This window comes from Rhodococcus sp. FG69 (assembly GCF_057808915.1).
The window spans coordinates 67,181-92,018 of record NZ_JBMDIX010000005.1 but is presented as its reverse complement, the minus strand read 5'-3'; the positions used below and the strand labels follow the sequence as shown (position 1 = coordinate 92,018).

General features: G+C 62.8%; 24 protein-coding genes. 9 read left to right on the top strand and 15 right to left on the bottom strand.

Annotated features, from left to right (window positions below; all coding sequences use genetic code 11):
* Positions 1–47: 47 nt before the first annotated feature.
* On the bottom strand, positions 48–2,174 hold the full coding sequence (locus ACODSO_RS06475) for an AAA family ATPase (RefSeq protein WP_489035914.1): 2,127 nt from the start codon (positions 2,172–2,174) through the stop codon (positions 48–50).
* Here ACODSO_RS06475 and ACODSO_RS06470 point away from each other — a divergent pair.
* From ACODSO_RS06470 to ACODSO_RS06460, 3 genes are all read left to right on the top strand, one after another.
* A complete protein-coding gene (locus ACODSO_RS06470; RefSeq protein ID WP_489035912.1) occupies positions 2,168–2,776 on the top strand; it encodes a CHAD domain-containing protein in 609 nt (202 codons plus the stop codon). The two genes, ACODSO_RS06475 and ACODSO_RS06470, sit on opposite strands and share 7 nt — an antisense overlap.
* Positions 2,777–3,114: 338 nt before the next feature.
* A complete protein-coding gene (locus tag ACODSO_RS06465; RefSeq protein ID WP_489035910.1) occupies positions 3,115–3,342 on the top strand; it encodes a three-helix bundle dimerization domain-containing protein in 228 nt (75 codons plus the stop codon).
* A 27-nt stretch (positions 3,343–3,369) separates the two neighbouring features.
* Positions 3,370–3,585 carry a hypothetical protein gene (locus tag ACODSO_RS06460; RefSeq protein WP_489035909.1) on the top strand — a complete coding sequence of 72 codons (216 nt, stop codon included), beginning with the start codon at positions 3,370–3,372 and terminating at the stop codon, positions 3,583–3,585.
* A gap of 155 nt (positions 3,586–3,740) precedes the next feature.
* On the opposite strand, the gene ACODSO_RS06455 is transcribed toward ACODSO_RS06460, so the two are convergent.
* Positions 3,741–4,151 carry a helix-turn-helix transcriptional regulator gene (locus tag ACODSO_RS06455; RefSeq protein ID WP_489035908.1) on the bottom strand — a complete coding sequence of 137 codons (411 nt, stop codon included), beginning with the start codon at positions 4,149–4,151 and terminating at the stop codon, positions 3,741–3,743.
* Positions 4,152–4,524: 373 nt separating this feature from the next.
* Here ACODSO_RS06455 and ACODSO_RS06450 point away from each other — a divergent pair, with 373 nt between their 5' ends.
* Complete coding sequence (locus ACODSO_RS06450) at positions 4,525–5,787, top strand: hypothetical protein (RefSeq protein WP_489035906.1); 1,263 nt, start codon at positions 4,525–4,527, stop codon at positions 5,785–5,787.
* A 102-nt stretch (positions 5,788–5,889) separates the two neighbouring features.
* Here the strand turns inward: ACODSO_RS06450 and ACODSO_RS06445 are convergent, their stop codons facing one another.
* Both ACODSO_RS06445 and ACODSO_RS06440 read right to left on the bottom strand, forming a co-directional pair.
* Positions 5,890–6,075: a hypothetical protein gene (locus ACODSO_RS06445; RefSeq protein ID WP_489035904.1), complete on the bottom strand. Its 186-nt coding sequence runs from the start codon at positions 6,073–6,075 to the stop codon at positions 5,890–5,892.
* A gap of 412 nt (positions 6,076–6,487) precedes the next feature.
* Positions 6,488–6,739, bottom strand: a complete 252-nt coding sequence (locus ACODSO_RS06440; protein ID WP_489035903.1) for a hypothetical protein — start codon at positions 6,737–6,739, stop codon at positions 6,488–6,490.
* A gap of 273 nt (positions 6,740–7,012) precedes the next feature.
* Here ACODSO_RS06440 and ACODSO_RS06435 point away from each other — a divergent pair, with 273 nt between their 5' ends.
* Positions 7,013–7,462 carry a hypothetical protein gene (locus tag ACODSO_RS06435; protein ID WP_489035901.1) on the top strand — a complete coding sequence of 150 codons (450 nt, stop codon included), beginning with the start codon at positions 7,013–7,015 and terminating at the stop codon, positions 7,460–7,462.
* Positions 7,452–8,336 (top strand): zeta toxin family protein, encoded by an 885-nt coding sequence (locus ACODSO_RS06430; protein WP_489035899.1) that lies wholly within the window; start codon positions 7,452–7,454, stop codon positions 8,334–8,336. The genes ACODSO_RS06435 and ACODSO_RS06430 overlap by 11 nt, the downstream gene beginning before the upstream one ends.
* A gap of 81 nt (positions 8,337–8,417) precedes the next feature.
* Here ACODSO_RS06430 and ACODSO_RS06425 read toward each other — a convergent pair whose 3' ends face one another.
* Positions 8,418–9,233, bottom strand: a complete 816-nt coding sequence (locus ACODSO_RS06425) for a DNA/RNA non-specific endonuclease (RefSeq protein WP_489035897.1) — start codon at positions 9,231–9,233, stop codon at positions 8,418–8,420.
* Between the two features lie 126 nt (positions 9,234–9,359).
* Between ACODSO_RS06425 and ACODSO_RS06420 the strand changes: the two genes are divergently transcribed.
* Positions 9,360–9,566, top strand: a complete 207-nt coding sequence (locus ACODSO_RS06420; RefSeq protein ID WP_008720325.1) for a hypothetical protein — start codon at positions 9,360–9,362, stop codon at positions 9,564–9,566.
* A 197-nt stretch (positions 9,567–9,763) separates the two neighbouring features.
* Entirely contained in the window at positions 9,764–10,753 is a 990-nt protein-coding gene (locus ACODSO_RS06415; protein WP_489035895.1) for a hypothetical protein, read from the top strand.
* Between the two features lie 712 nt (positions 10,754–11,465).
* Here the strand turns inward: ACODSO_RS06415 and ACODSO_RS06410 are convergent.
* The 7 genes from ACODSO_RS06410 to ACODSO_RS06380 form a co-directional block, all read right to left on the bottom strand.
* Entirely contained in the window at positions 11,466–11,753 is a 288-nt protein-coding gene (locus ACODSO_RS06410; protein ID WP_489035893.1) for a hypothetical protein, read from the bottom strand.
* 22 nt (positions 11,754–11,775) lie between these two features.
* Complete coding sequence (locus tag ACODSO_RS06405) at positions 11,776–14,982, bottom strand: type I restriction endonuclease subunit R (RefSeq protein ID WP_489035891.1); 3,207 nt, start codon at positions 14,980–14,982, stop codon at positions 11,776–11,778.
* Between the two features lie 3 nt (positions 14,983–14,985).
* Positions 14,986–16,257: a restriction endonuclease subunit S gene (locus ACODSO_RS06400; RefSeq protein ID WP_489035890.1), complete on the bottom strand. Its 1,272-nt coding sequence runs from the start codon at positions 16,255–16,257 to the stop codon at positions 14,986–14,988.
* A gap of 34 nt (positions 16,258–16,291) precedes the next feature.
* Entirely contained in the window at positions 16,292–18,262 is a 1,971-nt protein-coding gene (locus tag ACODSO_RS06395) for a type I restriction-modification system subunit M (protein ID WP_489035888.1), read from the bottom strand.
* Positions 18,263–18,315: 53 nt separating this feature from the next.
* A complete protein-coding gene (locus tag ACODSO_RS06390; protein WP_489035886.1) occupies positions 18,316–20,391 on the bottom strand; it encodes an N-6 DNA methylase in 2,076 nt (691 codons plus the stop codon).
* Positions 20,388–20,825, bottom strand: a complete 438-nt coding sequence (locus tag ACODSO_RS06385) for a hypothetical protein (protein WP_489035885.1) — start codon at positions 20,823–20,825, stop codon at positions 20,388–20,390. The genes ACODSO_RS06390 and ACODSO_RS06385 overlap by 4 nt, the downstream gene beginning before the upstream one ends.
* Positions 20,826–21,295: 470 nt before the next feature.
* Positions 21,296–22,243 (bottom strand): GIY-YIG nuclease family protein, encoded by a 948-nt coding sequence (locus ACODSO_RS06380; RefSeq protein ID WP_489035883.1) that lies wholly within the window; start codon positions 22,241–22,243, stop codon positions 21,296–21,298.
* Between the two features lie 184 nt (positions 22,244–22,427).
* On the opposite strand from ACODSO_RS06380, the gene ACODSO_RS06375 reads away from it, so the two are divergent.
* Entirely contained in the window at positions 22,428–22,562 is a 135-nt protein-coding gene (locus ACODSO_RS06375) for a hypothetical protein (protein WP_489035882.1), read from the top strand.
* A gap of 183 nt (positions 22,563–22,745) precedes the next feature.
* Here ACODSO_RS06375 and ACODSO_RS06370 read toward each other — a convergent pair whose 3' ends face one another.
* The 3 genes from ACODSO_RS06370 to ACODSO_RS06360 form a co-directional block, all read right to left on the bottom strand.
* Positions 22,746–23,102: a type II toxin-antitoxin system RelE family toxin gene (locus ACODSO_RS06370; protein WP_489035880.1), complete on the bottom strand. Its 357-nt coding sequence runs from the start codon at positions 23,100–23,102 to the stop codon at positions 22,746–22,748.
* Positions 23,103–23,131: 29 nt separating this feature from the next.
* Positions 23,132–23,437 carry a type II toxin-antitoxin system prevent-host-death family antitoxin gene (locus ACODSO_RS06365; protein WP_489035878.1) on the bottom strand — a complete coding sequence of 102 codons (306 nt, stop codon included), beginning with the start codon at positions 23,435–23,437 and terminating at the stop codon, positions 23,132–23,134.
* Positions 23,438–23,978: 541 nt separating this feature from the next.
* Positions 23,979–24,728, bottom strand: coding sequence for a DUF4839 domain-containing protein (locus ACODSO_RS06360; protein ID WP_489035877.1), 750 nt, complete (start codon positions 24,726–24,728; stop codon positions 23,979–23,981).
* Between the last annotated feature and the right edge of the window lie 110 nt (positions 24,729–24,838).

The window sequence follows — 24,838 nt, the reverse complement described above, 5'->3', positions numbered from 1 at the left end:
GCGGTGCTCTGCGGCCAGCTGCTGCCGGCTAGAGGGGAGTCGAGCTGTCACCCGATGCGGGCGAGCGAGACGATGTGGTCGCCGAGCCCGATCAGGTCCGGGTCCACCAGTGCAGGGGTGTTAGCTGCGGCATTGGCAGCGTTGGCGATCAACATGTTCAAATCCGCAGTATTGGGCGCAGGCAGCAGCTTTCGATTGTGAAGATACTTCTTAATGTTGCTGGGACTCTGGGACGCTGTTGACCAGCTTTCTTTCAGCTCCTCCCAGGTGGGAGAAGGCTGGGGGAGTAGCTCGGATTCCGGTAAGTAGCAGACAATGTCGGGTTGCGAGAGGCCGTGGACGTGTATCCGAGATACATCGCCTGTCTCTAAAGCTGCGCTGGCCAACTCGGCCAGGTACTTCGCTTCGCCGGCCTTCAAGCCTGCGATGGTGGCGACGCTCTCCTGCGCCGCGTCCAGGTCTCCGATTGCGGCGGCTGCCTGGAGTTTCGCCCACGGTTTCGATACCTCGCGGTTGCGCAGATTGTCGAGAACTACGAGTATTTGCGCTTCGGTTGCCATGAACAGTAGCCGCGCTTCCACCAGGGACTTGGCGTGAATGGCGCCCCGCATCGGCATGATGTGAGCCGTTGCGGCGTCGAGCTGACGCCGGAGGAACTTCTTCAGAACGATCTCATCGTGCAGGCCCTCGACTATGACGGCTACGTTCATCATTTGCACGAGGTCCGAGAATTCCAGACCGAGTTGAGAACTACTGACACCACGATCCAAGTCCTCCAGAAGACTCAGCGATAGTGGCCGGATCTTCGTTTCACGATTCTTCCCGCGGAAGGTTAGGACACGTTGGGTGTGCGCTGAGTTCAGTACTCGCGGGGAGTGCGTGGCCACGATCGCTGACATCGCTTCGTGTGCTGCGAGGTCGAGGAGCCCGTCTGCGACCCGGCGTTCCGCGAGGCGGTGCAGTCCCTGCTCGGGCTCGTCGCAGATGAATACGACCGGTGCGTCGCTCCGTTGTGCAATGCCGAGTTCGATGCTGAATTCGGTCCATCGAAGTTGAGCGGTGGAGAGCCGTCCGATCTCGATCCATGTGTCGTTTCCGCGGACGTGAAACTCCCATTGGGGTCGTAACCCGGCGAGCAGGTCATCTGCGGTGCGCAGATTGAATCGAAGAGTGGGTGCGTCGATCAGCACCTTTTCGAGGTGTGAGTTGCAGATGGTTTCGAGTTGGTGTCGACGAGAAGCGATTGCCGCAGATGTCTCAACGGCGCCGTTGTCGATGCCGATGACGAAGCGTTCTTTCTTTCTTCGGTCCCGTTCCGGTTGGATCAACGCTTCCAGTGTGTTTGCGTTGACTTGGCTGGTCTCGCCAGTCACATCTATTGCGCTTATCGGCATGAGAGATAATCCGTCCGCGATGAGGAAGACCGGTATCTGGAGCCAGTCAGGCCAGTTGACCGATACACCGATGGTCTGGCCCGGTCTCTTTGTGGAGAACTCTGTCGCGTAGGACATCGCAATGTGCAGGGGCACCAATTCGTGCTGGTAGAACGTGTTTTCCGAAGTGCTCTCGTACAGTGCGCGATACCACGACCGGAGTGATTCGGGGGCTGTGTCGAGCAATTCTTGTGCTGGGGTAGCGTCGGAGATTCCTGCGCTCAGCCATAGGGACCATGTGCCGTCCTTCTGGGGGTGCAGTGTGTAGCGGCCGTATTTCACCATCGACTTAAGCGCTGCGGTTCTTTCGTCCGAGTACGAGTGATGAGCGACCCGCAATTCGATGAGTTTGTGGCACTTTTCTTCGATCGATAGCTCGTCGTCGCTTGATTCGCGGTACTCCTCATCGAGGATGTCGTGTTCGTCGAAGGAGTACGAAGCGTACATGTCTCCGCGTTCTTTATTGACGGCAAAGGTCAATGCCGCATCGATCTGTGTGACCAGACTCCCGACTTCGTTCGAGTTGTCGCGCAGGCGCACGTGCAGGTCCAAGTACTCGTCTGATCCGCGGCCCATAAAGGTGTGGCTCAGCGCACGCAGCAGGTAGCTTTTCCCGGCGCCGTTGAGGCCGTACAAAACTGTGAGCCCGTCGTTCAACTCGACGTGTGTGATATCCGTGATAGGACCCGCACCCGCCACAGACGCGCCGAGAAGTTCATAGCCACGAGCTTTCAATGCCATGCCACCAACTTAGTGCCCTTCTATCCTGGCGCTGCCGGCCTCGCAATGTCGCCCCGTGTGACGTTCTGGTTGAGACAGCCCGTGACCATACAGAATGTTCGGTGCGTCGGACACGGAAGGATCATCCGTGCAGGGCGCGCCGTTATCGTGGACTCATTACGCTCTGGCGGCGTGTCGCGCAATTGAACGACCCCCAGGTCCAGGCCGGTCATCGCAGCGTGAAGAAGCGAGACGTGATCTTGTTGGCGGACAAAGCGGCCAAGAAAGCGCGCCGTCGCCTCCGTGAGGCGTCCACCAGTACCGACGACGAAGCATTGCATCGCGCCCGCAAGGCGTTCAAGCGGGCCCGTTACGCAGCCGAGCTGACCACTGCGCTGGTCGGACGGAAGAAGGCGAAGCGGGCAGTCGGACGCTACAAGCACGTGCAGGAGGTGCTCGGTGAACACCAGGACAGTCTCGTCGCCGCCTCGTTCCTGCGCCGTCTCGGAGCTGCCACGGGAACCAGGAACGGCGAAAACGGGTTCACCTACGGGCTGCTCTTCGCCAACGAGCAGAACGCCGCGGCCGCCGCCCAACACGCAGCCCGCTCGATACGCATCTGACATCGAGGACGCCTACACAGAACCCATCACCCGACCGGAGCCGAAGTTTGAAGGAAGCGCTACCGCCCGTCCGCATCAGCGCGGCGACGGTGTGCGATCGCTGTCGCTGCGATTCATCGAGGTCACGCACCGACCGCGCGTGGTGTCGACTCGACCGGCAGCGGTGAACCGTCGAGCGCGTGGTGTGATGTTCGCTGCACACCGGTCGGCTGGAGGCGAGGGAGGCGAAGGCTGCCATCGGCAGATGCGCGTTGGACTCGTCGCGGTCACTGAATGCCAGTCAAGAAACCACGATCGTTCAGTTGTAAAACACATTCGAGACGTTCATTCTGCAACGCATGACAAGGACAGACACCATCGCTTCGGCCGATGAGCGTCGCGCACTCGACGACGTTCGGAACCGACTGATCACTCAGTTTCCTGACGCCGGCCACGACGTCGTGGATACAGCGATCGGCGACGCGCACCGCCGGTTCGACGGTGGCCGGATCCGCGACTTCGTTCCACTCTTCGTCGAACGCGCAGCACGCGAACAGCTCGCGGCGAATCCCGTTCATATCCAGTAGCGACATCACTGACGGCGTCAGGGATCCTTGACGGACACTCGCGGCCGCGATCCGGATCGGTCGCCCAAGCCCGATACCGTCGCCGCCGACACCTCGCCACTACCCACCTCACCGATCATATCGGCGCAGTTCTTCGACGAGAACCCCCGCTGGCGACACGGTGCAGCTGCGGCCGGTGTCGGCGATCACCACGCGCACCTCCCCGCCGGGCACCCCGCGCCAGGACAGGTGACGTCGCTATAGCTCGCGCGGGACTCTGCGCGCAGCGATGAAACAAGTTATTCACGGGCGGTCAAACTCGTCCATCTTGCTGACGCTACGGTAACTGTCGTCAACGACGCCTTCCCCTATGTGCGCCGGCGGGTTGACGGGTGTTCTCTCTCTCCCCCCGGGGCTCGTCAGAGATCGTCGAGCGCGACGATCCCATCTTGTAGCGCTCGTGCGACGAGAGCGGCTTTGGTGGGGGCGGGTCGCCCGACGGCGCTGTATTTCAGTCTGATTCGGGTCAGGTGTGTGTTGACCGTTCCGAGCGCGATGTGCAGTGTCGTAGCGACGCCGATCTTCGAGTCGCAGTACAGCCATGCTCGAAGGACGTCTATCTCCCTGCTGCTCAGTCCCGCGTGCGCGTACACGGGGCGTCCGGGCGCGACGGCGCGACTGGCAGCGGAGGGAAGTGGCGCCTGCACAACAGGGCCGGTCGGTGCGGCGGCGGGAACGATCCGCGTCCGCACCGGCGACCGAAGCGAGTGGGCGCGGAAGGGCGCGACCGGCCGAATGCCCGACGGCGGCGGGGGAGCGGCGAGAACCATGATCGTTACCTCTCGAGACTGATCCGAGTCGACGTCGCCAACGGGCAGACCGCTCGACAGCGGGCCGATTCGCGCACGGGGACCGGGGACTGCGATGACGAGGAGCGCACCCGGGTCCGATGGTCAGCGGGCCGTCCGAGAGCGCCATGTGGCTGCATGCACCCGTTGTACGGGCCGCGAGGCAGGTAATGGTTGAAGCTTGTCGCAATCTGAACACGTCTCCAGATCCGCTGCAACACAAACAGTCTCGATGCGAAAGACCACAATTGGGTTACATCTACACGTGTATGTAGCTGTAACTACAATCTGCGGCTGGAGCGGCCTGGTGGTTATAGTTCGATGCCCATGTTCGCTCGATCGAGGTGGTTACCAGATGAGTTCGAAGCCGACCCCTCGGGAGCAACTCCTGCACGCGGGTTCGCGTCTTCTCGACCGGCTCGACATGACCGACATGGTGCGTGCTCTGTCGATTTCGGCGGTCGTCGACGAGGCCGGACTGTCGCAGCAAACCTTCCACAACACCTACCCCGGTAGCTCGCGCGCCGGCGGCACAGGCGGCAAGGAAGCGTTCGTCGAAGACCTGCTCGACAACATCACCATCGAATACTCCGGATTCCCCTCCGCCACGAAGTCCGCGGACGGGCACCGGTCGGCATCTGCGCGCGCGGAACAGGTGAGCGGAGTGTTCGACGACATGACCTCCGGCCTGCTCCGACGGCGGATGCTCGCGGTACTTCTCGCCGCCGACCACGACGGCGCCCGCAAGGCAGTCGTGCCGGACTTCGAACGTATTGACACCGACTTCCGAGCGTTGGTCGGCGATGCCGTGCAAGCACGCGGCGGTTCGATCCGGCAGCCACTGTCGCTGACGATGCTTTCGACCGTTCTGGGATCGCTCCTCGACGGACTGGCCCTACGAGAGATGCTCACACCTGGCACCATCGACCCTCATGATGTCGGCGCCGCTACCGAATCGATCCTGCGATGGGCGATCGACCCGGTGCATTCGGACCGGTCGATCCCCGACCCCTCAGCCGCAGACAGCGCCCTCGACCCGATGCTCGACGACGTCGAAGCCGAGGTCATCTCCGCTACCGAAACCCTCTTCGTCGACCACGGATACTTCCTGGTCACCCTCGCCGACATTGCCCGCGCTGCCCGGATCCGGCTCGATGATCTGATTCGACTGTTTCCCAGCAAGATCGACATCATCGTCGCCGCGCTCAAGCCCGAGTTCGACCGAGTGCTCCGGCTCAGGCGAGCCGACGAGAAACTAGCGGTGCAACCTCTCGCTGCGTTGCGCCGCACCTTGACCGCGATCGGGGAGTTCGTGATCGGAAACCGTGCCATGAGTTCGGGAATGCTCTTGGCGCTCAGTTTCGAACGGTTCCAGCAGCCCAGCACCGTCACCACAGTCCTGGAGAACCTCTATCTCCCCTCGGCCGTCGTGCCGATTCTCGAACGCGGACGAGAGGCAGCGGTATTCACCGGCGATGCCCCCGTGATGGAAGTGGCGATCATGCTCACCAACAATGTTCTTTTCCGGTGCCTGACCCGCCCGAACGAGTCCGCCGCCGATGTCGTCGATGGAGTGTTGCGGGTGCTGCTGCCAGGCGTCGCAGCACCGAACCAGTGAGCGCCATCGTCCCGCGTCCGCCGGGTCCGGTGGGCGTGTTACATCCACCACGGCGTCCTTCGGTCCGATCATTGGGATCGACTTGACCGTCTGTCGGATCGGCTAATCGAGAGCATCGGTGCCCAACCGCTCGACAGCCATGCCGATCAGCGTTGGTACGTCCCGCGCGGCATCGAACCCGCACTGCTCGAATGGCTCGTCGTCCATCATCAACGGGGCCACGCCGCCGAACCGATAGTGCGTCTGAAACCGTTCCGCTCCGACGGCTTCGTCACCGATGGAAAGCAACGCACTACCCGCTGATCGCAGCGGAGACTGCGGCGAGCAGCACTGCACCGTTCATTCGAGCAACCGACACTTGTGTATATCGTTCGAATGACATGCGTATCGGTCGTTTGAATGATTGAACGAACACAATGGGCACTTCGGTTCGAACAGGTGACCGAATGTCGTGTACGGACCGCGGTTCTGACAATTCCCTATGCGCCCGATCACAGGACGGAGGGTCACGCGTCGGCATTATGGGTGATCTCGGCGCCGCCGGAACGCACGAACTGCATCGATAGTCCACATGACCAGCAGAACTGGCATCGAGACAGCCAGCACGGCTGCAGCCACGATCACCACGGGGATAAGAATCGAGTACATGCTCACCTGTTCGGCGCTTCGCTAGTACAACCGGTGCGGCGCTGCCCGATGTTCACGGCGTGGACGAACTGCCGGGGTGTTCGGTGATGTCGGCGTCGTCGACGAAGATCAGCCTGCCGTCGTGCAGGGCGACGGCCCAGCGGTGCGGCATGGCCCAATCCCGGCCCAATGCATCAGCGGCGAGCAGGGAGTCGGCGAAGTCCTCTACCAGGGTGCCCGTCGCGGTCTTGCCACGCGGCCGGCGAACCTGGACAGTGTCACCAACGCCGAGCTGTGATGTTGTGACATTTCCCGGTTCGCTCATGGCGGTATTGAAGCAGACTGGGCTGGCTACGCGTCGAGGCGACCCGCCCGACCGCCGGGCGCGCCACTGGCGCGGCTGGCCACCATGGGCGCGGATGGTTCTCGAGTCCACGGGCTTCGCGGTCGGATACGAACACGGTGCCGGGCGCGCGTGTGCCGCATTGTGGACGGCCGCGCGAACCTTCGCTCGTCGAGCAAACCCGGCCATCCGCGGTCATACTCGCGCAGGCGCCGGAGTGATACAATTTGGTATAACTGCTGTTGAGGAGGCCTGATGTCACTGGCGCACGACATGGAACGCGATCTGCGAGCCATTCCCGCCGAGCGTGAACTCCTGCAGCTCAAACTCCTGCGGGCGGTTGCCCACGCCACCGATAGTGGCATTCCGCAGCGGGTCATCGCCAAGAGCCTCGCCGTCACCCAACCGGAGGTGAGCCGGATCGTGAAGAAGCTGCGGCTGAACCCGTCCGCGCGGGAGCGTAGTCCCCGCGAGGTGCTGCTCGAACACGCCGCGAAGATTCTGTCTCATGACGCAATGATGGCCGAACTGACCGCGTGGCCGTACACGTTCGGGCACGTCGCGGCCGACGACCCGTCGGGGGAGAGCTGGGTGCGGGGTTCGTGGGATCAGATCGAACGCGCCGGGGACCTCCTCGACGACGAAGACTACCGAACCCTTCTCGCGGCCACGGCCGACCGGCGTACGCGGACGAATGCACTCTGACCCTGCCACTGCTGTTGCGTCCGAGCTCGAAGCCTGGTGCCTACCTGGGGGCTTGCTCGACAAGAACGGGCCACGGGCGTCGATTCATTCGTTCGATCCGGTGTCGCGGCGCCGCACCCGCGACGGCATCGTCGAGGCCTTCCTGGCCGAGCACACCGACGTCGCTGTAGGACGTCAGTTGCTGGCGTTGGCGACCGCCGGGCCTCCCGGAGTCGGTAAGTCGTCGAGCATCGACCGTCGCCATCTCGCCGGACAGGGCTGGCGGGTACTCGATGCCGACGTCGTCAAGGACCATCTGCTGCGGGACGCGGTCGCCTGCGGTGTCTACGACGACATCCTGGAACGCACGTTGTCCGACGGACACCCGGTTATGCCGCGTGAACTTGCGACACTGGTGCACTCGGAGTCGACGATGCTCCTCGACCAGGTCACCGAAATCTGCATGGCTCGCAGGGAGAACATCGTCCTGGAGGGCACGTTCAGCTGGCCGGGCCTGGGTCCGCGGCTGCTGACCGACCTCGCTTACGCCGGCTACGAGAAGTTCACCATCCTCGACGTCGAAGCATCCGCGGACATCACTCGGGCGCGGGCGTTGACCCGGTGGTGGCGTGGCCGCCTCGACGGGGTCAACGGCGGCGATCCGTTCGGTGGCCGCTTCACCCCCGGTTTCGTCATCGACGCCCTCTACCCCGACGACACCGAGGTGACGATCTGCGCCCGCAACGCCCGCGCGGCGTTCGATCATCCACTCACTGCCGAGCTTCCGACGGTCGAGCTGCTCGTCGAACATGTCGGCGGCGACGACGAGACGTGGGTGAAGGAGAACGGGGTCGTGGTGTACTCCCAGAGCGCGGCCGATCGACCCACCCCCTGATCCGACCCAGCGGCCGATGAACGGGTAGCGAGCGGCCCGCGCCAGGTCGAGCAGACGCCCTGGCCCGGCCGAATCAGACTGTCAGAGAACGATGTCGGTGTATGCGGCCAACTCCGACCATCGGTGTGGCACTAACCGTGCGGCAGGTTGAAGTGCGTATCGGTCCGCGGCGACGAGTTGGTCCATCGACAGGTCGGTTGCGGCTGCAATGTCGTCGATCGGGACCTGGAAGGTGCGGTACGGGCCGAGTGGGGGAGTAGCAGTATCGGCGCGGGCGGGTCGTTCGAGGATCGGGCCCAGCGAGGGTGTTTGATCAAGGACGTACCCCGTCGCCGCTAGAACCCTATCCTGTTGCCACGCAGCGATCTTGAAGAACCGGCGCGGTATCGCCACATCTCGGTACACCGGATCGTCGGCGGCGAAGATGCATCCGGAGAACACCGACAACCGATCCCCGTACTGCCGGGCGTGGTCGAGCACGTAGTCCTCCAGGCCGAGCCACAATGTTTTCGATTGGTTCAGGGTCGCGGTCTGCGGCGCACAGACGGTGTAGTGGAACGTGTCGGCGTTGGCCTGCTCGGCGATCGCGGCGGTACCCCAGACGGGGTCGCGGCGGCGCACCAGATGTCCGCGGTCGAGATCGTTGCTGGCGTACAGCTCGGGGCCTGCCTGCTGGGCGGAGGGGAGGCGTGGATCGAGTTGCCATTCGTCACCGCGCTCTACCTCGCGGAGCTGGGAACCGTCGATGTTCACTGCCGTACTCGCGGCGAGACGCCGATCGGGGTCGATCGCCACCGTGAAATGCGTGTACGGCAGCACGACCAGCCCGGTGCGCGTGGGCGCACCGAGTTCGGTCGTAGGGAGGAACGCGGGGTCGTAGCCGGAAGGGGAGGTCACCCTGCCAGTGAACCGGTCGATCGTGACAGGCACGTGAACACACCCTGTTCTCAGGTTCGGTTCCGTACCCTCGGATGGCGGCGCCCGAAACCGAGCGCCTGCACACGAGATCCAGGAGGCATATCCATGGCTGGAATCGCTGACAAGCTCGACAAGGCATACGAAGACAAGCCGCTCACCGAACTCGTCGACGCACCCGTCGAAGCCCTGCAGGGCGTCAGCCCCGGGGACGCCGAGCACCTCAAAGCCGCGTTCAACATCAAGACCATCGGCGACCTCGGACGCAACAAATACTTCCTCTGGGCGCAGTCGATCGCCAAACTCGCCGAGTAGTTCCTCCTCACAACGTCGACAAGCCACAGGACCACATGGGTCCTGTGGCTCTTGTCGATCAGCACGGTGACTGTCATCTGGCCACCAGGTTTCACCGTGAAGGCAAGAGACGTACCCAGATAGGGCCGTGAAGATCCTGGTGGAACGCCTGCGCCGCTGACCCTGATCTGTCGGTTCAGGCCGGTACCGTCGCACAGGTGGCACCGAGACAGCGCAGCGCAGTGAGCGGATACCGCTACCAGTGGGCGCTGTTCGTCGACTGGTGCGCCGCCGCCGACACCTCGTCCCTACCCGCCTCGCCGATCACGGTGGCGCAGTTCCTCGACGAGAACCCCGCGGGCGATGCTGTGCAGCTGCGCCGGGTGTCCGCGATCAACCGCGCCCACCTCGACGCCGGGCACCCCGCCCCCGGACGGGTCACCTCGATACGTCTCGCGCTGGACTCTGCGCGCGCCGACCGAACCATCCGACGTGCCGCGCACTACCAGACCATTGCTGCCGAACTGCCGACCGAAGGGTCGACGGCAGCCCTCTTCGGGCGCCGCGACGCCGTACTCCTTCTCTTAGCGGGAGCGGGCCTGTCCTACACCGCTATTGCAGAACTCGACCGCGGCGACGTCAGCGTCGACGGCGCGAGTATCTGGATCGGCGGACGCCGCCGCGTCCGGATCGACCCCCACGAGATGACCGGCTTTCGACCGGTCGAGGTGTGGGAGCGCTGGAACAGCGTCCTGCATTTCTCCGACCGGTACCCGTCGACGGCGTTGCTTGCAGAGCATCTGCAGCGCAACACGTTTCCCGACATGACCGCGTTGCCGCACCGCGGCGGTCCGGTCGCGGTCCCGATCGACCGGTGGGGTCACCTACCGCTGCCCGCCGCGCCGATGACCGCTGCCGAGATCGGATCGGTGATCGCCGCGCACCGCACCGGGATCTCACCGCTGCACACCCCACGACGACGCATCAGCAGACCACGCGCGGACGCCGAACAGGCCGACATAGTTCGCCCCGAGCCCACGCCAGCTGAACTCGATTCTGGGTACTACCGCGCGGGTATCGACGCGCGTCGGCGTGCCCACACCGCTCTGGCCGATGTCCCGGACATGGTTGACGACGTCGAGGACCGCATCGAGGCGCTCCTGCAGCGCACCCTCGATCTGTTGGGCGACGCTGCCGCTCCCTCGTGATTCGCGTTGTCACCGGCGCCCACAGGGGCGTCACGAGATCCTGGCGGTTCTACCTGACATAAAACCGGCTTTTCGGTGCAGCACCGTCAGGATGTCTTGACGGCGCGCAAACTGCGCTTAGGCGGAGTCCTGTCGATTCACCACCAGTCCCTTTGCGCAGAGGTGATGCCAGCCCGAGGCCCTCCAGATCGCAGGACCGCCGCTGCCGGGGCGGTCACCGGACTACTTGGGTAGCGCGACGGGTCCGAGTGAACCGCAATCGCCAGTTCGCTCGGGAAGTCTGGGTGCGCACGGGGGCGGACAGTTCCATCATGCGGCGTCTGACAGATTTGCCCGCTTATATGCGTGACCGACTATCGACAACGCACATCACGCATAGGAATACCGCACATCCGATTACTGCACGTTCACCAGTCAAGTGAGCGGGTTGCCTTCGATGTAATTGTGCGACAAGGGGTCTGAACGCACTGATCGATTAACATGGCCGCCAACGCCTCGGCGCTCGTCGAAAGCATCACGGTAATGCTGCCGCCGCACGTCAGTGGCCGCGGTCGGACCCCGCCGATGTCGTCGAAACCTATGACGCCGCCAACCGACCCTCCGTTCGGCGACCGCCTAGGAACGTGCGCGAAATAGCCTATGCAGCGTTCGGTAGCGATACGGGCTAAGACTCGGGGCGAACAGGGCGGCGCAGATTCGCTACACGAACAAGTCAGAAGCTAGCGGGGTCGATGTCTGTTCCCGACTGTAAACCGTCATCATCGAGCGCGGAAGCCAACTGCCTCTTTGCGGCTTCTGCTTCTTGCTGGGCGGCCCTTCGTTGGTCCCAGAACTTTCTGCCCGCAATCGTCAGTGCGATACCCGCGCCGACGCCCGTCGTGAGCATCACGGGCATTTTCTTTAATACAGCCGCGCGCTCAATCGATGCGACGTAGTTCGGAACTCCCCCTGCAGCCTTGGCTGCAACCGCGAAAAGCTGATAGTCACCCAAGTTGCTCATTTCTTCTCCTTCGTCCGCCCCACTAATCCTCGACCGAATGGTCAAGATCTGTCGCATCCACCATCCGCATTCTGCGCGACTGATACAGGTACTGCCCAATCAGGCGGATGAACTCGTCGGCCCGCTCGTTCTCGCCGGTCAGCGCCCCTGTGAGCTTGCCGAACGCGCCCTCGTTCAGTACCGCGGCGTCGGTCAATGCCTCGCGCAGATCCCGCGAGGCCAGGAACTGATCGACGGCGTTGTGGTCGATTTGCTCGGCGATGCGTTGATCCTCCTCGGCCATGCCCGCGGCAGCGATGACGAAGCCCGCGATCTGCGGGTCGGCGAACTCCGCGCCGAACAGTGAGTTGATCCTGGCAACAACCTCCGATAGCAATTCTTGCTGCGGGTCGGGCCGCGAGACCCCAGATCCGACGCCGGTGATGCCGGACAACCCCGGCGTGTCCTGGTCGCCGGAGAGGCCGATGTCGGACTTGCCCTGGTCGATCTGGCGGACGCGACGCAGTTCAAGGCTGGACACGTCGACGTCCGCTCCCAGGTCGTCGGAGGGGAGCAACCGCACGAGCTGCCGGAGGAACTCCGCCAGCTTCTCCAGATCGCTGGTGGAGTAGTCAACGACCTGCGACATGAAGTCATGCAGGCGCACGTAGGATCCGCAGTCTTTGCGGAAGGTCCGCAGCTCGTCGAGACCTTGGCTGTCCTGCTGGTTCTTCGCTTTGGCCCAGCGTAGGGTGAACTCGTCGCGCGCTGGAGTCACGGCAGCCGCCAGCGCGGCGTGCGACTGCGTCGACGTCCACCACGCCTTCGCATAGCGCTCGACGTCCCCGGGCGTGTATACCCGCGCCTGAGCCAGTTTGGTCGCGAGCTGATGTACCAGGTTCGGGTCGGTAGCGGTCTCGACGTGGGCCTCGCGGTAGTACGTCAGGAAAGCCTCGCGAATCTCAGCCGGGTCGTTGACGAAGTCGAGCACGAAGGTGCGGTCCTTCACCTCCCCGGACGAGGCTCGGTAGGTGCGATTAAGCCGCGATAGCGTCTGGACGGCGTGCACGTCCGGGAGCTTCTTGTCGACATACATGGCGCACAACAGCGGCTGGTCAAAGCCGGTCTGGAACTTGTCGGCGACAAGCATCAGGCGGTATTCCGAACGGCGAAACTCCCGCGCGAGGTCCGAGCCTAGGCCTGGGTTCATCGACGCCTCGGTGACGTCCGTCAGTCCGTACTCGTCGTCGCTGATCTTGTCGGAGAACGCGACGATCGACTGGTACCCGTAGTCCTTCTGCGCCAGGTATTTGTCGACCTCGACCTTGTACCGCACCGCCGCCTGCCGGGAGTTCGTGACGACCATCGCCTTGGCGCGGCCGTCGAGCAGTTGGGCAACGTTTGCGCGAAAGTGCTCGACGATGATCTCGACCTTTTGGCCGATGTTCGTCGGGTGCAGATTCGCGAACCGCATAATCTTTCGGGACGCGACCTTCGGATCGACGAGGCGTTGATCGCCGCCCTCGGCGATGTCCGTGACGACGCCGTCCTCGCCGCGCTGCTCGATCTCGAACGCGGTTCTGTAGGTCTGGTAGCCGCGTAGCACGTCGAGGATGAAACCTTCCTCGATCGCCTGCCGCATCGGGTAAACGTCGAAAGACACCGGCTTCCCGTCGTCGTCCTCGCGTCCGAAGAGCACCTTCGTCTTGGTCTTTGGCGTGGCAGTGAAGGCGAGCAGCGACACGTTCCGAGCGCCGGCCCGAGCTGCGGTCTCCGCGGCGATCTGCGCCTCGCGCTTGTCGTCAGCCTCGACGATCTCGTTCACGACGTCCTGGGAGTCGACTTCCTCGTCGGTCGCGACCTGGCCGCCATCGGTGAGAACCTTCTTCAGGTCCGCGGCCGTCTTGCCGGACTGCGAGGTGTGCGCCTCGTCGATAATCACCCCGAAGTTCTTGTCGCCAAGCGTCGTCTCCAGTAGACCCTTGACGTACGGGAACGTTTGGATCGTGACGACGATGATCAGGGCCGAGCCGGTCAGCGCGTTTAACAGCGCGCGTGACTTCGAGCCGCCGGAGCGGCGCACGGCGGCCGAGTCGATGACAGCGACTGTGCCGACCGTGTCGTCGACTTGCTCCACCGCCTGCTGCAGCTGTGCGTCGAGCACACGGCGGTCGGAGACGATGAGGACCTTGTCGAAGACCTTCTCGTTAGTAGCGTCGTGGAGCCGTGCGAGCCGGTGCGCCGTCCAGGCGATGGTGTTGGTCTTACCCGACCCGGCTGAGTGCTCGATCAGGTAGCGGCGGCCGGGGCCCTCGTCCGCGATGGAATCCACGAGCTTTTTCACCGCTCGCCACTGGTGATAGCGCGGGAACATCAGCGTCGTAGACCGCTTGATCTTCCCGGTCGCGGGGTCTTCGTCCGCCTCGGTCCTGAGGAACATCTGCGAGCCGAGAATGGCCAGCCAGTTGTCCCGCTGGAGGACCCACTCCCACAAATAAGAGGTAGCGACTCCGCCGGGGTTCTGTGGGTTGCCCGCAGCGCCGGTGTCTTCGCGGCCTCGGTTGAAGGGCAGGAAGTAGGTCCTTTCCCCCGCGAGCTTCGTAGTCATATGGACCTGGTCGTCGTCAACGGCGAAGTGCACGAGGGCACGAGTGCCGAATCCGAGCAGCGGCTGCCCCGCCGGGTTCCGATCGTTGCGGTACTGGCTGACGGCGGTGCGCCACTCCTGCTTGAAGAACGACTTCAACTCGATGGTCGCCACCGGCAGACCGTTGACGAATAGCACCAGGTCGATCGAGCGCGAGTCTCCACGCTTCGGTGAGAAGTGCACCTGACGAGCGACACGCAGCCGCACCTTCCGGTAATGCTCGGTGGTCGTCGAGTTCTGCGTGGTGGCAGGCCTGAACTGGCACATCCGCAGATGCGCGGTCGCGCCGCGGGTGTGAGAGAACTTACGACGCAGCACATTCAAAGTGCCGCCGCCCGAGCTCATCGGCGTATCCAGCCTGGCCACGAGCGAACCCAGCAACGCCTCTCGGTCCGCGGCTTCGGCTCCGGTGCCAACGCGGACGACCTTTGCGTACTCGGAAGGTTGCGTCTCGCTCAGCCACCAGTGCACGTCCTCGGGCCAAATCGCTCGCTCGGCGTCGTAACCGTCGTCGGTCGCGCTATATTCCCAGCCGTTCGCGGCGAGTTGGTCGGCGATCTCGCGCTCGAACGCCTCCTCGCGGGTACCGTCGGGTGCCGCCATGGTTTAACTCGCTTTCCGTGCAGTGCGTACGTCGATCTGCCCTGTCACCGTCGCCGCGATCAGCGCCGAGCGACGCTCCTTCGCGAGGGCGATATGCTCCTCGGCCTTGGCGATCAGGGCATCGATGCGGGACGTCTGCTCGTGGTACTCGATGACGAATGATTTCTGGTCTTCTACTGGCGGGAGCATCAGCGGGACGCGCGCGAAGGTATTCCAATTCCGAAAGTCGACGCTCCGCTGTCTCGTGCTCGGGGCTTGCGTGCTGAGGAAGCCCGACGTACCCATGTATCGAATAAGGAGCGCGAGGTATTCGGTATCGTCGTCATAGCGGGACGAGCACACGTGGTAGACCGGCGAACATTGGCCCTCGCTGTCAGAGATTCCGACTGCACCGGCGAACCCGTCGAGGGCATGAAACACGACGTCTCCAGGCATGACCCCCTGGTAGCCCGCCTCGGCCTCCGACATCGTGTACCCATCGGCTCGGCGGTTGGCGCGCAGCGTGACTACGCCGTCTCGGTAGGCCGTCACTACGCCTAAGCCCGGCTGGGGCCTGCGTTCGAGGCGGATCAATGTCTGCTTGATAGTCGCGATTCGTTTGCCGTCGGCTCGTTGGAATTCAGCGTCGGCAATGATATCCCGCCGCTCACGAAGGAGTCCGATGAACTCCTCCTGCTTGGCTACGAGCGTGTCGATTTGGGCCGTCTCGTGGTCCAGGTAGTCGACGATGGCGCTCTGCTCATCGGGTGGCGGCAGCGGGATCGTGACCTTGTTGAGGTCAGCGCTGCGGATGCCAACGCGGGTGACACCGGCCGCTGTGACGCCCCACTGACGCGCAATGGGCTCGGAATTGAGGGCCCAATAGAGGAACTTCGGGACGACCTTGTGCGTGTGAGGCCGAACGATGGCGAGGTGGTATCCGCAGATGAGGTCGGCGGCCTCGTACTCAACGAAAGCCGGGACGCCGATGTCATCGGCGGTCTCGGAGTCCTTGGTGATGAGGGTGTCGTCTCGACGAATTCGGAAGTTCCTGATTTGGTCATACGTCGCAGAGGCGACCATGAAGTCAAGCGATTCGACGATTGAGTCGTTCTTGTAGACGTCCACGTAGTTGCAGAGACGAACCATTGGCTGACCGTCGACCGTGTGCTTGTCGACGTTGCTTGTCCGCGCGTCGGCGACCTCGAAGAGTCGAGCACCCGTCCATCCTGACGGGATGCTGCCTAACCACTTCCGGGCTCGCTCGGCGACCGGGCCACCGGAAAATGCACTCACGCTTCCACCTCGCGCAGCAGCGTCATGATCTCACTCACGACACTCTCGAGGTCAGCATCGATCTCTTCGAGAGATCTGGGCGGTTCGTAGGTGTAGAAGTGCCGCGTGACGGGATCTCATAGCCGGTCTTGATTTTCGACCAGTCGATCCAGGCGCCCGCAACGTGTGGCTTCACCTCAGCGTCGAAATACGCTTGGACGGTCTCCTCACACGCTTCGTGCGTCTTCGGATGCCCGCCCCAGCCGAACGGCACATTCTCTGTGTCGCGCATGGCCGCATTCGGCTCAGGCTCGCCCTTGTTCGTTCCCGAGGCGTACACGCAGATGTCGGCGGCGGCGTCGTAGACGCCGATGGTCTGCCACAACGTCTTGCGCTGAGCTGCGGTTAGTCGAAGTCCCCGCTTGCCTAGGTGCTTGCCGAGCTCTTCGTTAAACTTCTCACGGTTCAGGTATGGCTCGTCGCCAAAAGATTCCAGTGCATCGGAAAGCCCGGCGACCTTACCGAGTGTCTTGTGTTGGGCCACTGCGCTGATTGTTTCCGATGTGCACTGGAACCGGTGCTGGAGCGGACGCTCGACGGTGACTGTCCAGTAGGCGAAGTCGAGGTTGTCGAACACCTTGACCGGCACCGTAATATCGGCGTCCTCGCTCTCGGTGCCGGTGAAGGCGCGAACAACCGCCTCGCGGCCCGCCTCAGCGACCTCGACGCGCTTGGAGCCGATTGACTTGCGCAGCTTCGTGCCGAGACCGGTGGCGTCGATAAGTTGTATCTTGCGCTTGCGTTCCTGCGGCTTTGCGTTCGACAGGATCCACAGGTACGTGGCGATGCCGGTGTTATAGAACATGTCGGTCGGGAGCGCGACAATTGCCTCGACCAGGTCGTTTTCAAGCATGTGACCGCGGATGTCTGATGGCCCGGAGCCCGCGCCACCGTTGAACAACGGCGAGCCGTTGAGAACAATGCCGGCTTTGCCGCCGCGGCCAGTCTCGTCGACGTCGCGCATTTTCGACGCGACGTGGAGGAGGAACAGCATCGCGGCGTCGCCGACAGCCGGGATCCCAGGCGCAAACCGCCCCTGCCCCCCACGGGCGTGCTCGTTCTTCACCTCGGACTCGATTGCCTTCCAGTCCGTCCCGAATGGCGGATTGGACAGCACATAGTCGAAGCGACGGTCCTCGAAGCGGTCGACCACAAGTGTGTCGCCCTGGCGCACGTTGGATGGGTCCTGCCCCTTGATCAGCAGGTCCGCCTTGCAGATCGCGTAGGTGCGTGGATTGATCTCCTGCCCGAACAACGCCGTCGACGCATCCGGGTTGAGTCCGTACAGATGCTCGTCGGCGACGGTGAGCATGCCGCCGGTTCCGACGGTCGGGTCGTAGATCGACCGGACGGTGCCGCGGTCGCGCAGCGCCTCAGTGTCCTCGGCGTAGACCAGGTCGACCAGCAGTCGCACGACGTCGCGGGGCGTGTAGAACTGGCCGGCGCCGTCGTTGGCGGACTCGGCGAATCGGTAGATCAGATTCTCGAACAGGTCGCCCATGTCGGCGTTCGAGACAGCGTCGGGCGACAGGTCGATCTTGTCAAAATGACGCGCGACCTGCGCGAGCCTGTCACGCTCGTCGAGTGTGCGAATCACGTTCTCGAAGCCAAAAGACCTGAATACGTCGAGGTTCGAGGAGAACCCGCCAACGTAGTCGATGAGGTTTTCGGCCAGGTTGTCAGGATCCTGCAACGCCTTCTCCAGCGTGTAGGCACTAGTGGTCCAGAACGACAGCCCGGCGCTGTCCTCGCTTCGGGTAGCGATCTTCAGGTGCGTTCGCCGCTGCTGCTCGCCGGCGTACTTCGCAACGATCTCGGCCATTGCGTTGCGGTGCGGGCTCATAACGCACTCCAGGCGACGCAGCACCGTGAACGGCAGGATTACCGAGCCGTACTCAGCTTCGCCGTAAGGACCGCGCAAGGTGTCGGCGACACTCCAGACGAAGCTGGACAAAACAATTCGCATCGAAGAGCCGTTCTTATTGGTTGGTTGGTGGTTCAGGCCGTGGGGGTTGTGCCTCATTCGGATGAGACCGCTATCCCGTCGGCGACGGCGTCAGCGAGGGCTCGACGGAGCACTTCACTTTCGCTGGTCAGACGCTCGCCGAATGCGGAGAGTTCTGCTACCCGAGAGGCAAAGGCAGCGACGGCCTCTTGGTCGGCAAGAGACATGAGCGGAATAGAGACGTTCTTGATCTGGGCGCGAGGAATGACGCTCCCGACCGTGACCGGGTCGGTGACCAATCGAGAGGACAGGCATAGAGCGAGGTACTCGGGATTGAAAGCGGCGTCATCGACAACTCGGAGCAGCTCGGTGTGCGAGCTCACGAGCCAGCCCGGTTCGTCCCACACCACAGCGATGATGCCAGTCGGGGTCGGGTGGACGATGACGTCCCCCCGTTGGGTTAGCGGGGTTGCTCCCCGAACCGTCGTTGGATCGACGTGACGGATGTCTTCGTGTGCACGGGACCCGCCCTTGATGATTCCCAGCGTAAGAACGGGGACTCCGTCTTCAGGCTGTGTGTCGCGGACACGACGGTCCAGGCTCGCGCCGCGGTGTACGACGAGGCCGGTCAGGGTGCCGATTGTCGCCACCCGCGACGCACGGTCGACGCGGGTGGTGACCGCCGGCAACTTTGGCGCCGGGCTCGCCGTGGTGGTCGCCAACTTTTGCTGCGTCTCGGTCAACGCGGTGAGGATCGCGTCGGAGTCGGGGCGATGCGCAGCTTCACGCCACTTGGCCGGATCGAGTGTGCCCTGAGGTGCGAGGATATCCGCGATAGGTGCACGGAAAGCGTGATCGGAGTCGACCGTCCTGGTGGATGTCCATTGGCGGTAGATCTGCACGGCATCAGCGAAATCCGGCCGACTTCCTCTTCCACGAGGCTTCTCGATGTCGATCAAGAGGACATCGTCGCCAGCGGTGTCGGACTGACGGAGCACGAGGACACTGAAGCCCAGCGATGTGTTATTAAGCGCCCCGCGCGGAGCCGAGACGACAGCTTCGATGCAGCCCGCACGCAGGAGTCCGTCGCGAATACCGCGATCGGCACCACCTTTGATGAGCAGGGAGCTGGGGCACAGCGCCAAGGCGCGCCCGCCGGGATTTAGCCGATGGACCGCATCCTGAATTACTGCCCATTGGACGTCGCGTGGTGTCCCGTAGGTCCATCGCGGGTCGGTGTCCAGGACCCGCCACCGGTCCTGCAAGCGGAACCCCCAAGGGGCGTTGCTGACCACTGCGTCAGCGCGCATACCGGTGAGAACGTCCTGAAATACGAGGTCACCGTGGACCGTGACTAGGGGATGGTCCGCGATGATGGCCGCACGGAGCATTGCTTCGAGGGCGTGTGAATTCGGCGAGGCGGCAACGAGATTGACCCCCGGGCGGTGGGTCGCGCAGGCCATCAGCAACGGTGCGCCCATGCAGTACGAATCAATCACGCGATCGACCTTGGCAGGCAGAAGCTGCGCAACGAAGGCTGCGACATCGGGTGGCAAGGTCTCCTCACCGCGACCGCCTACCGATCGGGTGAGGTCGAGAAGTGCGTCGTGGACAGCCCGAAGATCCTGGACCTTGTCGAGGCGATAGACCACCTGTTCCAGTATCCGCAGCCCGTCACGGGAGGAGTCGACGAGATTGGTCAATGGCGCAAAGATCGGAACGCCGTTGGTCGAGGCGCTGGTCTGCGTCCAGGATGCGGCAGCACGCACAGCGTCGGCAAGTTCTACGCCCGCTTGACCATCTATGCGAGCGGGCGTGGGAAGCGTCTCGTTGCGCGAGGTGTGCACCCAACAAAGGGCAGCGCTGATGACGGGGGTGTCGACTCCGAGATTGCGAGTGATGTCCATCAGCTGGAAGGCAAGGTCCTTCGCCCCGGCGTTCTGAAGCTGTTCGGGTGTTGCTTTGTCGTTGGCGATGAGCCAGTCGAGGACCTGGCGGCGGTCATAAAGGGGGCTGCGGGTGTTGCCGGCGACGGGCTCAGGGAAGTCGGACTTTCTGCTCTTCCAGTTGGTGATGGTGGCCGGCGTGATGCCCAGCAATTTGGCGATGGCCACGGTCGAGATCGTGTCGCCGGCATTCGGGGCGGTCATGCGTGCTCCTGTGTCGAATGGGTTGTGAAGGTGAGTGGAACGAGTTGTTGGGCTGCCACGCGGAGTCGGCGTGAGATGCCACCGAGTCCGCCCACTGTGACGACGTCAAGGTCAGCGCTGATGGCGGCAGTGGCGGCAGCAAATATCCCGTCACCCGATCCGATGCAGACGGTTGAGAAGCGACCGACTGTCACCTCGTTTGCGAGTACGTCGAGCAGAGCGAGGTCGGCGCCGTCCGATCCGGATCGGATGCATAGGCGGGCTGTGGGAAGAGCGATTCCTGCGGTGAGCAGATTGTGGTGCGATACGCCGACGACGACGAGATCTGAGTCCCCGATACTGACGGCGGCTCGGTAGGCGTCCATCACGTAGTTGACGATGCTCGCGGTCAGATGGCTTGTTCCACAGAGGTTTTCGAGGTCCAGCACATGCATTCGACGGCGTGTACGCAAATGCTGGGTGGGTATGAGTCGGTGCGTTGGGCTGGTGTCGAGGGTTCGGTCAGTGGGCGGGCTGGATGGGACGAGGTACATGGGGGGCTCCTGGCGGGGTCTGAACTTGAGCGAGGCGGGAATCTGAAAAGGACTCTACACACCAAAATATCTGTGTGCAAGCAAACAGTTGTTCTATCCGCCAGATGAATACACAAAAGCTGACGATAGCCACTCCAGAAGGGCTTCCAGTGATTGTCGGACTTCCTCGCCAGCAGCGGTGACGCGTAGCAAAGGTTTTGCGGCCGGGCGGGATTGCCCGCTCAGAAAGGGACACAAATTGCAGTGACGGCCGCGGCCGAGACGACGTCCGTCTCCGGCTTGGCCTGCAGCTGGCCCGGTGGTTCCGCCCGCGCGGCGGCAAGCTCGGTCCTCGCGCGGCGGACAGGCGAGCTATCGAGGGTTGATGAGCTTTACTGCGCTCCGAGTCGAGCGGCATCCTCGACGCCCTGGCTCTGCCAGTCCCCGTAGCTCAGACCGGTCTGCGGCACTTTCCAGTCGTTGCGACCGTTCGCGCCGCGTCCCACGATGACCGCTGCTGCAGCGCTCGGGCTCGAGAAAACCTGGTCGTGGGTGAATCGCGCGACACCGTCGTCCCCGACGACGATCGCTCCCTCCAGAATCAATTTGTCGCGCAGCACTTTGTAACCGTCGTGACTGCTCCCCACCCACTCGCTTCGAGCCTGCGACCCCTCCAGAACGGAGAACTCGGCGTCGATCTCACGGGCCTTCGCCGTGATGCCGTCTTTCTTGAGCCGCAGTTCGAACACCGGGGAGTCGGCTGTTGCAACCTCCGTATCGGCCGTCACAGCGATGGAACTGCTTCGTTCAGCCGTCACGGCCGAACGAAGCAAATTGACACCGAGAACAGGAAGCACAATCTTCGCTTGGCTGATGAAGTACTCCATATCCGAGACGTCTGCTTCGGGCAGGACGATCGGGGGCGGCGCCGTGCCGTTGGTCAGGCGAGCACGCTTCGACAGCTGCGCCAGGGTGATGAAGCGACTTTCCAGATAACGCGCGTGCGCCTTGGTCAGGTTGGCGTCTTTGCTCGTCAGAACAATTGCGCGGTCCCAGAAGTCCTTTCCTCCCTGGGCTTCTGGACGTGCGTGCTGATAGAGCCGTTTGCTGATGTCGTCACCCTCACCGATGTAGGCCGTCTGGCCGCCGAGGCTGTTCGGATCGTCGCCGAACAAAAAGTAGACGCCTGTGCGACTCGATTCGGGGCGCTTGAGCAGAGCCGGAAGGTCCGACCTCGGGGCAGCCACCACGTGTCCAGTCCAGTTCATGATCTCGGCGGTGAGTAGACCCCCTGGTGATCCATCAGCGAGAAACAACCGAACCGATCTACCGACACTCACTCCAAGCCTCCAACGTCCACGGGCCGACCCCCACCAATTGTGCTGCTCCCTTGCTTACGCCCGCCTCCGGGAACTAAGTCTGTGGCGATCGGAACGGAGGAGCCGATTGCCGTTGTCCTCCAGGCGAAACCCATGTACTTGGTCCGTCAGCGAGGTAGGAAACCGCAGCCCATACTTCGTAGGGTTGTCCGTACCCCAGGCCGTTCCAGTTGTCCTTCTCGCCGAACCACGTTTGAAGTTCGAACTCGACGCGATGGGTCCGTTCACCATCGACGGTCTCCAAAGTCCAGCCCGCGAGATCTACGTCCTGAGGGTCTAGGAGCACGTGTCTGACCCCATCGACATCTGACGCGAAATGCAATGAACCCACCCTCTCGTAGAACGATTGGTCGTGTTGATCTGGTGATCACGACTCGAAAGAGCACACTCGCGGCAACTTCGATCGGAGCGAGATCAGATGACGTTTTGCGCTTGAGTTATCGACGCAGGTTTCGGAGTAGCTTCAGTTTGCATCCGAATCGGTCCATGCGGTCGTCAACACAGATTCGAGATGTGCGGCCAATTCTCGGTCTGGAAAGGTGTCGACCCGCGCTTTTGCGAGCGTGTAGCACTTGCTGTCAGCTCGCGCTGCGATCACCCACACGACAACGATGGCGGCTTTTTCCACGCGGTACACAATGCGTATGGTCTTGTTTCCTATGACCAGCTTGTAGAAGCCTGTCAAGTTTCCGGTATTTCGAGAGCCCAAGGGCAAACCACGCTTGTCCGGCTCGGTCTGCAGCTTCTTGAGTCCGCTCAACACTTTGCGCTGCTGATCGCGGTCAAGATCCCTTAGATCGTCGGCCGCGTCCGGCAGCAACGTGACTTTGTACCCCACAAGAGACGAGACTAGTCGTCCTGATCTTCCAAGTCGCTCGAATCGAAACCAAGCTCGCTGACCAGGTCGCCAAGATCAACGCGGGCACCGGTGTCGGTCGCCATACGCACGACAGCAAGAGCAAGGAGTCGGAGATCTTCCTCGCGTTCGTCGAGTTGCTGAAGGCGTTCCATTTCGGCTGGGCCAACCAAGGCAGCTGCTGGCTGATTGTTCTTGAGTACGACGACAGTTCGACCATCGCTGGCATCGCTGATGCGGCGGGACAGGTCGCGACCCAGTTCGGTCACGCTCACCATGTCACGAGTATCGATACGCATCAGACCACCACCTCATTCATGTCAGAAAGTTCTGTACGTAATACTACATATAATTCTACGTATAGCAAGGTTCGTTGTCGCAGCTTCGGCTACCCAAGGATCGACAGCGCTTCCAACTGTTCCCTGGGACGCGGTCTGAGTGGCCCCGACACCCGGTGGGCCCGCCGATGGCGTCAGACCAACCGGTCGTTCACCGTAACCTGAGCACCGGCTCACTTCGAAGGGCACGTCGAGGCGCGCCTCGCAGTGGGGCCGCACGGTGGATCGTCACAGTCCTCGCGATCGTGCTGTTGCTTGCACTTGTGGCGTTGGGTGGGCTCTCATACACCTGGAGACCATGGGAGGACTTACTGTTGGTCGCCTCGGTCGCAGTAGCCATTCCGGTGCGGTGGATTTCTGGGGCTGATCCTCGGCATCGCCGGATCCGAGTCCGAAAGCAGAGCGTTGCGTCTGCAGCGGAGAACGTCCACAGCCACGGGAAGGTCAGGCGTCGACATCACGAACTCCAGATCGTGGCGATCGTGGCGACGGCGCAGCAGAGCTAACGAACAGCAGTGGCTATCGGCTCAAGGAGGAACAAGCACGAACGCTCCTCGAACCGATCAACTTCCGCTGTGACGTCCAGGTTTGTTCCGACGGTGATCGTGTCCGGCACGGAGCCGACCCAATTCAGATCGCCCACGGTGTTCTCGTCACGAAATTGAAAGGCCGGCCCGCGCGCGGAGGCTTCGCTGAAGTCGCCCACACCGATGAGGATGTCGTATCTGGTTGTCGCGCCCTCGTGGGGTGCCATCGTGACGATGCTGCCAGCGAACGAGATCGTCCGACCACGATAAGCCTCAGCGAATGTTGCGATGTCAGGTGAACAATAATCAGTCGATGCGAGCATGGCCGCGAGCTCCGGATTGTTCTCCGCGGTGAGAACACTGTCGTCCGGCCCCGGTGATGGCGCCGGCGCTGCGACTTCTGGGGACGATTGCGCGTCCGGTGTAGCGACCGCGGTCGATGAGGGAATCGCCGGTTCTGCTGGCGATGAGTCTTTTTCGCCGAGCACACCGATGACGATGACGGTGGCGAGCGCAATCGTCAGCACGCCGCCGCAGGCAATCCAAAGGAGTGGGCGGGACTTGGGCACCGGGCGCCGGAACATGATTTCCGTCCGGATCTTCGCGGGTACCTGAGAGACGACCTGCCAGCCTTCACCTTCCCACTTTTCTATGGTGCGCGACTCCATGCCGCGAACCGCGCGAACCGTTTTGGTCTCATACTTGATGTCAGTATCCGTTGTCACGCCCAGATCCTCGATTCATGCCGGAACGTTCGACCGGACTCGCGAAGAGCTTACCGACCGACATCGCCTGTGCCCGATGACGTGTCAGGACCCGCACCGGCGGCTCTCCG